Origin of the sequence: Mycobacterium sp. 155 (assembly GCF_000373905.1) — a bacterium.
GTDB lineage: Bacteria > Actinomycetota > Actinomycetes > Mycobacteriales > Mycobacteriaceae > Mycobacterium.
The window spans coordinates 103,335-115,934 of the sequence record NZ_KB892705.1; the positions used below are offsets into that span (position 1 = coordinate 103,335).

The 12,600-nt window shown below is 65.5% G+C and carries 9 protein-coding genes; 8 read left to right on the forward strand and 1 reads right to left on the reverse strand.

The window, feature by feature from the left end:
• Positions 1 to 18: 18 nt before the first annotated feature.
• Positions 19 to 6,249 carry a type I polyketide synthase gene (gene pks2, locus B133_RS0100465; RefSeq protein WP_036418816.1) on the reverse strand — a complete coding sequence of 2,077 codons (6,231 nt, stop codon included), beginning with the start codon at positions 6,247 to 6,249 and terminating at the stop codon, positions 19 to 21.
• A gap of 494 nt (positions 6,250 to 6,743) precedes the next feature.
• Between pks2 and B133_RS0100470 the strand changes: the two genes are divergently transcribed.
• From B133_RS0100470 to B133_RS0100505, 8 genes are all read left to right on the forward strand, one after another.
• On the forward strand, positions 6,744 to 7,334 hold the full coding sequence (locus tag B133_RS0100470; protein WP_018598741.1) for a carboxymuconolactone decarboxylase family protein: 591 nt from the start codon (positions 6,744 to 6,746) through the stop codon (positions 7,332 to 7,334).
• A gap of 301 nt (positions 7,335 to 7,635) precedes the next feature.
• Positions 7,636 to 7,902 carry an integrase core domain-containing protein gene (locus B133_RS22175; RefSeq protein ID WP_018598742.1) on the forward strand — a complete coding sequence of 89 codons (267 nt, stop codon included), beginning with the start codon at positions 7,636 to 7,638 and terminating at the stop codon, positions 7,900 to 7,902.
• A 201-nt stretch (positions 7,903 to 8,103) separates the two neighbouring features.
• The gene (locus B133_RS0100480) at positions 8,104 to 8,403 is read left to right on the forward strand and encodes a type VII secretion target (RefSeq protein WP_232423232.1); all 300 of its coding nucleotides are present in this window, start codon (positions 8,104 to 8,106) and stop codon (positions 8,401 to 8,403) included.
• A 71-nt stretch (positions 8,404 to 8,474) separates the two neighbouring features.
• A complete protein-coding gene (locus B133_RS0100485; RefSeq protein ID WP_018598744.1) occupies positions 8,475 to 10,256 on the forward strand; it encodes an alpha/beta hydrolase in 1,782 nt (593 codons plus the stop codon).
• Positions 10,257 to 10,370: 114 nt separating this feature from the next.
• Positions 10,371 to 10,820 carry a hypothetical protein gene (locus B133_RS22180; protein WP_018598745.1) on the forward strand — a complete coding sequence of 150 codons (450 nt, stop codon included), beginning with the start codon at positions 10,371 to 10,373 and terminating at the stop codon, positions 10,818 to 10,820.
• Between the two features lie 78 nt (positions 10,821 to 10,898).
• Positions 10,899 to 11,345 carry a metalloregulator ArsR/SmtB family transcription factor gene (locus B133_RS22185; protein ID WP_036418314.1) on the forward strand — a complete coding sequence of 149 codons (447 nt, stop codon included), beginning with the start codon at positions 10,899 to 10,901 and terminating at the stop codon, positions 11,343 to 11,345.
• A 130-nt stretch (positions 11,346 to 11,475) separates the two neighbouring features.
• Entirely contained in the window at positions 11,476 to 11,904 is a 429-nt protein-coding gene (locus tag B133_RS0100500; RefSeq protein ID WP_081618148.1) for a Fur family transcriptional regulator, read from the forward strand.
• A 336-nt stretch (positions 11,905 to 12,240) separates the two neighbouring features.
• Positions 12,241 to 12,555 carry a helix-turn-helix transcriptional regulator gene (locus B133_RS0100505; RefSeq protein ID WP_018598748.1) on the forward strand — a complete coding sequence of 105 codons (315 nt, stop codon included), beginning with the start codon at positions 12,241 to 12,243 and terminating at the stop codon, positions 12,553 to 12,555.
• Positions 12,556 to 12,600: the final 45 nt, after the last annotated feature.

Genomic DNA, 12,600 nt, shown 5'->3' on the forward strand with positions numbered 1-12,600 from the left:
AGCCGGGCAGCCGCCCGGCTACCCGGAGCTTGCCTCCAGGGTGTCGGTCAGATGCCCCGCCAGCGCCCGCGGTGTGCTGTAGGTGACGATGGTCTTGGGCGCCAGACGGATACCCGTCTGCGTCTCGATGTGGGTGCGCAACTCCAGCGTGCCAAGGGAATCCAAACCGTGCTCGGCGAACGAACGATCGGGATCGACCGCCCGCCGCAGGATGAGGCCGACCTGGTCGGTGACCAGGCGGCGCAACCGGTTCGGCCACTCGTCCTGGGTCAGCCCGGCGAGTTCGGTCAACACGGTTGCGGCACTGGCCGCGTGGTCGCCGTCGGCGTCGCGGAATGCCTCGGCGAACGGGCTGCGCGCGGCCAGCGCCACCAACAACGGCATGCCGGTCAGGGGCAGGTACCCGGTGTATCCCCGGTCGTAGCGCAGTAGCGCCCGGAACGCGTATCCACCGTCTTCCGGACTGATCATCGTCACGTCACCGCGTTGTGCCACCGCGGCGCCACGGCCGATGTCGGCCCAGGCGCCCCAGGCGATCGCGCTGGCCGGAATACCTTGGCTGCGTTGCCATGCCGTGAAAGCGTCCAGCCAGCTGTTGGCCGCCGCATACGCGCCCTGTCCCGGCGAGCCAAGCAGCACCGCGGCTGAGGAGAAGTTGCAGAACCAGTCAAGCGGCTGAGAGGCGGCCGCCTGATGCAGATGCCACGCGCCGCGAACCTTGGGTGCCCAGTCCCGCTCTAGGAGCTCGTCGGTGATGTTGTCCAGGGTTGCGTCGTCGACGACGGCCGCGGCATGCAGAACGCCGCGCAATGGCAGCCCGGTGGCCGTGGCGGCGTTGACGAGTCGCTCCGCGGTGGCCGGGTCGGCGATGTTGCCGCACTCCACCACGACGTCGGTACCCTTACTGCGTAATGCTGCAATCGTCTTCTGCGCCTGTGCATTCGGTTGAGATCGAGAGGTCAGGACGATTCGTCCGCATCCTCCCGACGCCATCACCGCGGCTAGGAACAGCCCTAGGCCGCCCACCCCACCGGTCACGAGGTAGGAGCCGTCGCTGCGGAAGACCGGTGCCCGATTCGGCGGCACGGCCACCCGGGTGGCTCCATTCCTCGGCACCGAGAGGACGAGTTTGCCGGTGTGTTCGGCGGCGCTGATTGCCCTGATCGCGGTGGCGGCTTCGGCCAGCGGATGAACCGTGTGCTCGGGCACCGGCAGCACGCCGCTGCCGACCAACTCGTAGACCTTGCGCAGCAGTGCCCCAATGCTTTTGGGGGCGTTGGTGGTCATCAGTGCCAGATCGGCGTAGTAGAACGTCAGGTTCCGCCGGAACGGGTACAGATCGACGCGGGTGTGCTCGTAGACATCGCGTTTGCCGATCTCGACGAAGCGCCCGCCGAAGGCCAGCAACTCGAGTCCGGCGCGCTGGGCCGGCCCGATCAACGAGTTGAGCACCACATCGACGCCGTAGCCGTCGGTGTCGCGGCGGATCTCGTCGGCGAAACTAGTTGAACGCGAGTCGTATACGTGCTCGATTCCCATGTCTCGGAGCAATTGCCGCCGCGCTGGGCTGCCTGCCGTTGCGAAGATCTCGGCGCCGGCATGCCGAGCGATCGCAATCGCCGCCTGACCGACACCGCCTGTCGCGGAGTGGATGAGCACCCGGTCGTCTGCACCGATCCGCGCAAGGTCGCACAACCCGTACCACGCGGTGCCGTACCCGGTGGACACCGCGGCGGCCGCCTCGGCCGTCAGGCCGGCCGGCAATGGCGCGACCAGTCGTGCGTCGCACGTGACGTACGTGCCCCAGCATCCGCCTGCGCCAAAACCGCCGACTTTGTCGCCGACCCGGTGCTCGGTGACCCCAGGCCCGATGGCGGTGACCACACCCGCGAAATCCAGGCCGAGTTGCGGTTGCGTGCCGTCGAATGTCGGGTAGCGGCCGAAGGCGGCCAGCACATCGGCGAAGTTGATGCTGGAGGCGCCGACCGCGACCTCGACCTGTCCGGCCGCGGGTGTCGGCCGCTCGGCTGCGACCACCTCCAGGGTCTGCAGATCACCGGGGGTGCGGATCTGCAGTCGCATGCCGTCGGATCCGGGGTCGGCGAGAATGGTCCGCCGCTCCTCGGCTCGCAACGGAGTCCGACGCAGCCGCGCCGCGTACCACGACCCCTCCCGCCAGGCCGTTTCGTCCTCATCCGAGCCGCTCAGTAATTCCTGTGCGAGCTGGTCGGCGGTGGTGAGGGAGTCGACGTCGATCTGGCTCGGTCGCAGGGGCGCCTGCTCGGCACCGATCACCCGCACCAGCCCACGCACGCCACCTTGGTCCAGGTTGACCCGATCGTGGCTCGCCACGGCCTGCGAGTTGCGGGTGACGACGTAGAGGCGCGGCGGCTGCGAGTCGGTGTTCGAGAGTTCGCCGGCGATGTCGACGATCTGCCGAACGAGTTCGCGGCCGCGCGTGAGGCAGGCCTCGGTTGGATCGTCGCCTGCCGGTGCTGTCACGATCACCACGCCGGTCAGGCCGTCGGCGTCGGCGACCGAGGCCGCCGTCCGGCACTGGGCACCGCCGGCCACCAGTGCATCGGTCAGGTGGGCCGGAAGGTCATCGGTGTCATCCGAGCTGATCAGCAGCCAACGCCCGGCCGAGGCCCCGTTGACCGAGGCGGTCGGTGGTTGTCGCTGCTCCCACTCGACCGTCAGCAGCCGGTCGGCGAGAAGGCGTTCACGTTCGCCGGCCTTGGTGGCGCCGCTGCCCAACCGGAGTCGGCTGATTTCAAGGATCACCCCACCGTTTCCGTCGAGCACCTCGAGGTCGGCTTCGATTACCGTAGCGTCGGCTTTGGTGACGGTGACATGGCAGTAGCGGGCATCACGACCCGCCCCGAAGCGGCGCAGCCGGCCGACACTCAAGGGCAACAGCAGACCACCACTGTCTCGCCGGCCGCCGACCAGCAGGTGTGCGCCGACGGATTGAAAGCAGGCATCCAGCACTGCGGGGTGGATGCAGTAGCCGGACTGCCCGGCCCGGATACCGGCAGGCGCCCCGATCTCGGCCAGCAGCGTGGCGCCGCCTTCCGCGGTATGCACGCGGGCCAGACCGGTGAAGGCGGGACCGAACTCGATGCCCCGCGCGGCCAATGACTGCCGGAGCTCCTCGCCACTGACGGTGCCCGGGTGCGCGGCCAGCAGATCGTCGAGATCGCGGCAGCCCGGCGGGAGGCCTTCCTCGGTTGCGTAGAGGACCGCGACCGCGCGCCGGACCCGTTCCCCGGCATCATCGGTCTGCACGGTGAACGCCGCGACGCCGGGCGCATCGATCGACGCGACGGCAGCGACCTCGGTGTGGACGTCGAGCAACAGGAGCTCTTCGAACTGGACGTCGCGCACCTCGGAACCCGTGGGGAACAGCCTTTCCCCGGCCGCCAAAGCCATCTCACAGTAGGCAGCTCCCGGCAGCGCAGAAACATCGTGCACCTGATGGTCGCCCAGCCACGGCAGCGCGGCGGTGCCGACGTCGGCCTGCCAGGCGTGCCGTTCGGGTTCCTCCAACAGCCGAACATGCGCCCCTAGCAGGGGATGGACCGCGACCAGGTGGCCCTGCGCGTGCCCACCCCAGCCGGCGCCGCCCGCGCGGGAGAGCAGTAGATGGCGGTGGGTCCACGTCGCCAGCGGCGCGTCCACCAGTCGCCCGTCGGGATACGGCACGGAGAAGTCCACCGCTGCACCGGCGCTGTGCAGATCGGAGACGAAGCCGAGCAAGCCGTGCGGCGACGGCTGGTCGCGCCGCATGCTGGTCAGCGCAGCTGCCGGGGTCTCCATCTTCTCGGCGGTCTGTTCGACGGCGCGGGTCAGCAGCGGGTGCGGAGCCAACTCTGCGAAGACCCGATGGCCGTCCTCCAACGCTGCCTGCACCGCGGCGGAGAACCGGACCACCTGACGTAGGTTGTCGACCCAGTAAGCCGGATCGCATGCGGCTAACGCGCGCGGGTCGTCCTGGGTCGAAGAATAGAAGGGAATCGCCGGTTTCCCCGGGGCGAGATCGGCCAATGAGTCGGCCAGGTCCGCCAGGATCGGGTCCACCTGAGGGGAGTGGGAAGCGACATCGACGGCTACTTCGCGTGCCATCACCTCGCGCTGCTCCCAGGCCGCGACGAGCTTGCGGATGGTCTGGGTTTCGCCGCCGATCACAGTCGTCTGCGGGGACGCCACCACGGCCACAACGACGTCGTCGATACCGCGGCTGGCCAGTTCGTCGCGGACGCGTTGCTCGGACAGCTCCACCGAAGCCATCGCCCCGGACCCGGACAGGCGAGCCAAAAGCTTGGAGCGGCGGCAGATCACCCGCACGCCGTCCTGCAGCGAAAGCGATCCCGCGACGACGGCTGCGGCGACCTCGCCCATGGAGTGCCCGATGACTGCGCCGGGCCGCACCCCGTGGGATGCCATCGTCGCAGCCAGGGCGACCTGCATGGCGAACAGGGTCGGCTGAACCCGGTCGATGCCGGTCACCGTCTCGGATGCCGACATCGCCTCGGTCACTGAGAACCCGGACTCCCGCACGATCAGCGGCTCGATGCTCGCGACGGTGTCGGCGAACACTGGTTCCGTTTCCATGAGGGTTGCACCCATGCCGGCCCACTGCGAACCCTGTCCGGAGAACACCCATACCGGGCCGCGGTCATCCTGTCCGACCTGGGCCGGGTACTGCGCGTCGCCGACAGCGACGTCCCGCAGGGCGGCACACAGCTCCTTGATGTCGCCCGCGATCACCGAAGTGCGTACCGTGCGATACCCGCGCCGACGAGCCAGGGTGTAGCCCAGGTCTTCCAGCCCAACCGATTCCGCGCGCCGTTCCAGCCAGTCGGCCAGTCGGCCGCACGTACGCCGCAGTTCGTCGGCCGAAGTCGAGGACAGCGGGATCAGCATGGGACGCACGATCGCGTCATCGGCGTCTTGGCGTGGGGATCGGCATGATCGGGTCGCTGGCGCCTGCTCGACGATGGCATGCACATTGGTGCCGGAAATCCCGTAGGACGACACCGCGATCCGGCGCGGTCCGGCGTGACCGTCGGGCCACGGCGTGGTCTCCCGCGGCACGGTCAAACCGGTCTCGATCTGCGCAAGCGCATCGGGCAGGCGGTTGAAGTGCACCATCGGCGGAACAACACCGTGCTGCAGCTCGAGGACCGCCTTGATGAACCCAAGGGCGCCCGCCGCGGACTCGGTGTGGCCGAAGTTCGACTTCGCCGAGCCGAGCAGGACTTCACCGCTGCGCCCGTAGGACTGGGCGAGGCTCGCGAACTCGATCGGATCGCCGACCGGAGTGCCGGTGCCATGTGCTTCCACCGCGCCGATCGTGTCGGCATCGACGCCGCTCGCGGCCAGCGCCGCCCGGCAAGCCGCCACCTGGGCATCGAATGACGGCGTCGCGATGTTCCTGGTCCGGCCATCTGAATTGGCGGCCGTGCCGCGGACCACGGCGAGAATGTCGTCACCGTCCCGCAGTGCGTCCGGCAACCGCTTGAGCAGCACCACGGCGCAACCCTCGGAGCGGACGAACCCGTCGGCCGCCTCGTCGAACGCCCGGCACCGTCCGGTCGGAGAAAGCATGCCCTGCGCCGACGCCCAGCTGTTCTTTCGAGGCTCCCTCATTACCATGCAGCCGCCGGCCAGTGCGAGGTCGCTTTCACCCCCGTCCAAGCTGCGACAAGCCATGTGCACGGCAAGCAGCCCCGACGAACACGCCGTGTCGAACGTCAACGCTGGACCGTGCACGGCCAGCGTGTAGGCGACCCGACCGGATGCCATACACGCGGCGGTCTCCGTGTACCCGTACGCATCCGCGTCGAGCGCTATGGAGGTGTGGTCGTCATGGGACAAGCCTAGGTACACCCCCGTGGCGGTCCCGGCCAACGATGTCGGTGCCATCCCGGCCTGTTCGATGGCCTCCCACGAGGTCTCCAGCAGGAGGCGGTGCTGCGGATCCATCGCCGCGGCCTTGTTCTCGTTGAGCCCGAAGAACGGGGCGTCGAAACCGCCAATATCGTCTAGAAACGCGCCCCACCTCGACACCGAGCGGCCCGGCACACCACGCTCGGCGTCGAAGTACTCGTCGGCATTCCAGCGGTCCGCTGGGACCTCGGTGACGAGATCGTCACCCCGTATCAACGCCTCCCACAGCAACTCCGGGGAGTCGATACCGCCGGGCAGCCGGCAGGCCATTCCGATGACGGCAACCGGCGTGACCATGGGTTCCGCCACAGGATGGTCCTTCACATTTGGATGTATCCAGTGGGCCGGACACCACGCCGGTCTGGCTGAACGGCCAGCCTTTGGTTCCAGCCCCTGGGTCGCGCGAAAACGTCTCGCACGGTTTCCGCCAGCTTATCTGACGCGCGAAAGAACGCCTCCCGGGAGCTGGACAGGCCTGCTGGCCCGGGCTGATCAGCTGTCGCGCCAGGCGCGGTTGCCCTATCCATGGAGGTGGGTGACCGGTTGCGCGTCGTCGGCCCGTAGCCGCCCTTGGGTCAACCCGAGTGGGACGACACTTAGTGGGGGGTACCGTGGTGGCCGACCAGTGGCGGGCCGAGAAGCTTTCGGGCCGAGGTCACGTTCCCAGGGGCACGGCGACCAAGGCAGGTGCGGCTGGTGGCGGGGATCGGCGTCCGGCACGCAGCTGAACCGATGTGTAATGGCCTTGCCGTCCACATCGGCAGGATCTGTACTACTGAAGAAGGCGGACCATGACGTCGTGGGAACGATTACCGGCGGATCGGACCGGTCCGCTGCCCGCGGTGACGTCACCGCGCATTCCGCCGGGCGACCGGCGTCAACTCGGTTTCTTCGGGTGGCTGTTCTGCAAGCTGTCCGCTCGAGTCTGGGGCGTGCCGGAACTCCACCTGTTCACGGTGCTGGCTCAGCACAAGCGGCTGTTCTGGTCCTGGGCGCCGTTCAACGGCACGCTGTTGTACCGCGGACGCCTCCCCAAACGCGATATAGAAGTAGTCATCCTGCGCGTCGGACACTTGCGCGCCTGTGAGTACGAGTTGCAGCAGCACCGCAGGCTCGGGCTGCGGCGCGGCGTCGACGCAGGCACCCAGGCCGCGATCGTCGCCTGGCCCAACTCCGTGGAGCCTTCGCCGCGGCACCGGGCGCTGTTGGTCGGAGTCGACGAACTCATCGCCGCACGCACGTTGTCGGACGCGGGTTGGCGGTTGCTGGCCGGCCACCTGGACCGCCGCCAACTGATCGAGTTCGTCACGCTGGTAGGCCAATACGATGCGCTGGCGATGACGCTCAACACGCTGGGCGTCCCGATGGACTATCCCGATTAGGGTCGATTGACAGCGTTTGCGCGAACCGGACGAGGCGACCTCGCGTCGATCTACCGAACCGGTGGTGACCGAGCGGCCGACTGCGCGGCGAGTTGGATTTGGCGATGTCGTAGCGGCCGGAGCTCGTAGAGTGTTCGCCGGTATCCGACTACAGGTCGGAGCTCCCCCCCCCATAGGTCAATGCCGGAATCTGAAGCGAAACGGTCGATCTCGCTCAGGTCCTCGGGCGTGAATTCGAGGTGGTCGGGTCAAGGGCGTCATTCTGCATTCGGACCGAGGTACCCAGTACACCTCCCAGGCTATGGCCGCTGCCGCGGTCACTCATGGGTTGCGCCGCTCCATGGGGGCCGCCGGGATCTGTTGGGACAACGCCGGCGCCGAGTCGCTGTGGTCGACGTTCAAGCACGAATACTACTACCGGCATACTTTCGCTACGAAAGCTGAATTGATTGCAGCAGTTGAGAATTGGATGATCTTCTACAATCATCGACGCAGGCATTCATCGATCGGAATGTGTTCACCCATCGCCTACGAACGCACACTGAATGCCACCCTGGAAGCAAGCTAACCGCGTCCACTTTTTCAGGGGAACCTCAGTAGGTTCGTTCGCATCGAGTAGGTCAGGGGTTCGATTCCCCTTAGCTCCACCAGAATCCATACAGGTAGTCGGCACTCAATGAGTTAGCTAACTACCCAGAAGTGCCAGTCGGCAGCAGCCCCGCAAGATGGTGTGATGTCGCGGTTGCTGGCAGTCGTAGACTTTCTTTCCATGGGTGGGACGTTGCGTGTCAATCCGGATTCGCTTCGCAACGCGGCGCGAGCACAGACCGACGTGGGCCAGTTTGTCTCAGACATGGGCATAGGCGAATCGATGACCAGCGCAGGCACGGGTGTTTCCGGTCTGTTCAGCGAGTCCGCATGTCAGTTCGCAGGCTCGACCGTCGACGCCGCGCTGAACAACGTGCACGAAGAGCTGACGAGCCATTCAACGAAGTTGTCGACCGCTGCCGATCGCTACCACCGGATGGATGAGGAACTCGGCCGCCGCCTACACAAGTTCGCTCCGTGACAACCCGGCCGGTCGCAACATCGTCCACGTTCAGCGTTGGCTCCCCCGTCGTCCCGGTAACGATTCCGCAGGTGGAAGCCTCACGTCCCGAGTCGCTGACCGTATCGGCGGCCGAAATCGCCAACAAGGCCTCTGGTTTGGCATCGCAGATCGACAACCAGCGCGCGACCATCAATGGGTTGCGGTCGAACTGGCACGGCACTGCGTCTGAAGCTGCGACCGCTAAAGCAGAACCCACCCTGGCGCGTATGCAACAGGTTCACGCTGCGCTGACCCGGGCTCAACCTGTTCTGCAAGACGGCGGTACCAAACTCAGCCAGACCCGAACCGGTCTGCTACAGGCAGTCGATCAGTTGAAGGGCCAGGGCTGGCAGGTTGCCACCGACGGCTCGGTCTCGGTGCGGCCGGGAAGTCCCTTGGATCAATACGCCAAACTCAGCCCGACCAACGCCATGCAGCTGCAACAGTTGGCGGCCACAAACTCTTTGACCCTCAAGACCTACCTGGCGGACTTCGACACGACCGACCGGCAGCTCAGCCAGAATCTGCGTACCGCGGTCGCGGGGTTGGACGCCAAACCGCAGAAGTTCGGGATCGGAGATCTCCCGCAAGCGCCGCTGCCATATGACACCGGGGCAGAGATTCCCGTGGGCAAAAGTCCGGAAGAGGTCAACAAGTGGTGGAAGTCGCTGCCTCCGGATAAGCAGCGCGAGCTCCTGGACAAGTGGCCCAACAAGTTGGGCAACCTCAACGGCATTCCCGTCGCCGACCGCGATACGGCCAACAAGGTCATCCTTCAACAGGATCTCGATCGCCCTGCTCAGGTCGCCGCGTCCCGCGGAGTGACGAAAGAGGAGGTCCTGGCTCACCCGGAGCTCTATGGCATGGCCGGGCAGATGATGGACCGCTATAAAAATGCACTCAAGGTTCAAGAGGCATTACGGACAGACGCTGAAAGGACCGGTGCGCCAACGTTTCTGCAGGTATACGAACCCGAGGCGTTCAAAGGTGACGGTCGGGCGGCGATTGCGATCGGCAACCCGGATGACAGCGCGAACACAGCAGTTGTCGTGCCCGGCACGGGAAACAGCGTGACCAACGGCTGGCTCGGCGGTAACGACGCAGTCGAGCTCTACAAAGAGGCCAACGCGGCTGATCGCACCAATCACACGGCAGTGATGGCGTGGATGGGCTACGACGCGCCGGATTCGCCCATCGATCCGCGAATTGGGGCGACGGCCCTGGCACACGACGGCGGTCAGATGTTGGCCGCAGATGTCAACGGCCTCAACGCTACTCACGAGGGCAAAGGGCATATGACCGTGTTGGGGCACTCCTACGGATCGACGACCGTGTCCGACGCCGCGGCAGGATATGGCATGCACGCCGACGATGTGGTGCTCGTCGGCTGCCCCGGCACCGATATGGCCCACAGCGCCGCCGACTTCCACCTCAACGAAGGTGGGCACCTCTACGTCGGGGCAGCTTCTACCGACCCGATCACGAAACTTGGTTCCATCCCGCAGATTCCTGTGCCGGGCACTGATTTCACTGTCTCGCTCGGCGACGACCCCGCGATGGACGGTTACGGGTCCACCCGGTTCAAGGCGGAGGTGCCGGGCCTGACGTTTCCACTGGGCGACCACAGCCAGTACTACACGCCCGGTAGCGAGTCGTTGTTCAGCATGGGCGACATCGTCTCCGGGCATGGGGACGCCCTCGCACACGACGGTATGACGGCTCCGCACCGCATCCCGGTCGTGGGCCACATTCCTCTGCCGGTGCCCGGGCTAACCATGCCCAACGATCCCGAGCTCTTCCGTCCAGGTACGTCCGGACATACACACCAGTAGTGGGGATGATCTGAATCTGAGATGCCAAACATACGTATGCGCAATGCACAGACAACGCCGAAAGTACTAGTCGCCGCGGCCGTGGTGGCAGCTTTAGTTTCAGGATGTGGAGTAGTGAGCGGGATCATGAACGACGGCGTATCGAATCCGATCACCCCCGAGCAGTCCAAGGCTCAAGTCATCGACGCCGCAAGGGACATCGTCGGCACCGTCGACTTGCAAGTTGTTGACGCCGTGTTCTGGCACGGTTCCTGCAACGACCAGGGAGACGCACCGTTCCAAGGGAAGATGAGAATCGCGCACCCGCTGGCGGCAAGCCTCGAAGCGGCAGATGCCGAAGACGCTCAAATGATCCAGCGCCTTGAAGCCAGTGGCTGGACAACCGATTCCGCGTTCAACACGCACAGCACGGCGCTCAAGAAGAACGGTGTAACGGCCGTCTTCCGTCCGCAGAATTCGGCTGTCGCGACCCGAGGCATCGATCTCTACGGCGAGTGCCGCGACGTCACGACGACGAAGCAGACCGCCGGCGGCAACGAACATGTCGACCTGTCACGGACCTGACCGAACAAGAATCCGCACCGGCGCGTGTGACAGGTTGAGCCCCTTGGCAGCTTGAACCCGAGAGCCTATAATCTTCGTATGTGTGCAGATACGAAGGTCTGTAGATTCGGTCCCGAAAGTGCGTATGTGGATCTGGCCGCAGAGGTGCTGCGGTTGTTGTCCGATCCGACGCGGATTCGAATCATCTTGGCGTTGCGTGATTACGGCGAGTTGTCGGTCAATCGGCTTGCCGAGGTGGTGGGCAAGACGCCGACAACGACCTCGCAACATCTAGCGAAGCTGCGGTGGGGGCGCGTGGTCGGGGTACGTCAAGACGGGGCGCGCATGTTCTATCAGCTCGTTGATGATCAGGCGCGGGAACTGGTGGCTCTGGCGGTGTTTCAGGCTGAGCGAGCATTAGGGCAAGGCTCTGCACATGAGCGTGCAGGCCTGCCGCCGGGTACCGCCGGGATGGAAGGCGGTGGATGCCCCGCCTCTGGCCGTTCGGCATCTGGCGACGGCGCCCACGGCGGGGATGAATCCTGACACTCACAGCTCACGGCGGCCGCGCCTGGAAAACGCACTCAAAAACCCTTGAGGAATACGGGGTTTGGGAAGCCGCGGCCCCACGCTAGCGACCGAGAAGGCAAACTCGGAACGGGGAGTCGCACAACACATGATCGCCCACTCGTCACCTGAACTCGGATCGCCGAGCCGACGCCGACGGACCGCGGCACAGCGCGCAGTGTTAGCCGTCCTCGACGGCAGCGAGAGCTTCCGTAGTGCGCAGCAACTCTACCGCCAATTGCGCCAACAACAGTCACAGCGATTCGGGCTGACCACGGTGTATCGCATCTTACGTACCCTTGTCGAGGACAAAGTCGCGGAGACTCAGCGTGCCGAGGACGGTGAGCTCCTCTACCGACTCCGCACCACCAGCGAGCACCGCCACTATCTGCTGTGCCGCCAGTGCGGGCGCGCAGAGGCCTTCACTTCGGCACCGTTCGAGGACCAAACCCATCAGCTCAGCCGCGAATTCGACTACACCGATGTCACCCACCACGTGGACCTGTACGGGGTATGTCCACGATGTCGAGGCGTCTGAACGGCGCCGCCGCAGCTTGCTGACATCATGCCGCCATATCGATAGGGGCGCATACTCTTTGGCTAGCGGCGTCTGAGTTACCGGCGTAGACCTGCGTTGGGGATGTGATAAGTGCCGGCCGCCCGTCGACAAGTTCTCCGCATCTCGATTACTATTTATTAATGATAATGGTAATCATTCCTAACGGGTTGCCGACTGGTGTGGTGCGTGAGTGGGAAGCCTCCGTGCGGTGGAGATGGCTCGGCTTGCGTGTTGACAACTGACCTTGGCGACGGTGAGCCGCATGCAGGTGAGGATCGTGTCAGCGGCGACAGGGGGATTGTGTTGCAGCGCCACATGCCGCTACCGGTATCGCCGTCGGGCGCTGCTATCAACGCAGCGGGGGAGTTGCTTCGCGCCATCGCGGCCCCCGTGCGAATCGCAATTGTGTTGCAACTCAACGAATCCCCATGTTGTGTGCACGAGCTCGTTGATGCGCTGCAAACGCCGCAGTCGCTGGTGAGTCAGCATCTGCGGATCCTCAAAGCCGCCAGGGTTGTCGCCGGTGAACGTGCCGGGCGGGAAGTGGTGTATCGCTTAGTGGACGATCATCTGGCCCGTATCGTGGTCGCCGCGGTGGTTCATGCGGCCGAGGATCCGGCGATCAGGTGAGCTGCTGGTGGGGCCCATGTGCGGGGCCACTTGCCGACCGGGGAA

Coding starts and splice junctions, on each gene's coding strand:
- pks2 (WP_036418816.1), bottom strand. CDS start 6,249: ATGGTCACGCCGGTTGCCGTCATCGGAATGGCCTGCCGGCTGCCCGGC.
- B133_RS0100470 (WP_018598741.1), top strand. CDS start 6,744: ATGACGTCGTGGGAACGATTACCGGCGGATCGGACCGGTCCGCTGCCC.
- B133_RS22175 (WP_018598742.1), top strand. CDS start 7,636: ATGGCCGCTGCCGCGGTCACTCATGGGTTGCGCCGCTCCATGGGGGCC.
- B133_RS0100480 (WP_232423232.1), top strand. CDS start 8,104: ATGGGTGGGACGTTGCGTGTCAATCCGGATTCGCTTCGCAACGCGGCG.
- B133_RS22185 (WP_036418314.1), top strand. CDS start 10,899: ATGTGTGCAGATACGAAGGTCTGTAGATTCGGTCCCGAAAGTGCGTAT.
- B133_RS0100500 (WP_081618148.1), top strand. CDS start 11,476: ATGATCGCCCACTCGTCACCTGAACTCGGATCGCCGAGCCGACGCCGA.
- B133_RS0100505 (WP_018598748.1), top strand. CDS start 12,241: ATGCCGCTACCGGTATCGCCGTCGGGCGCTGCTATCAACGCAGCGGGG.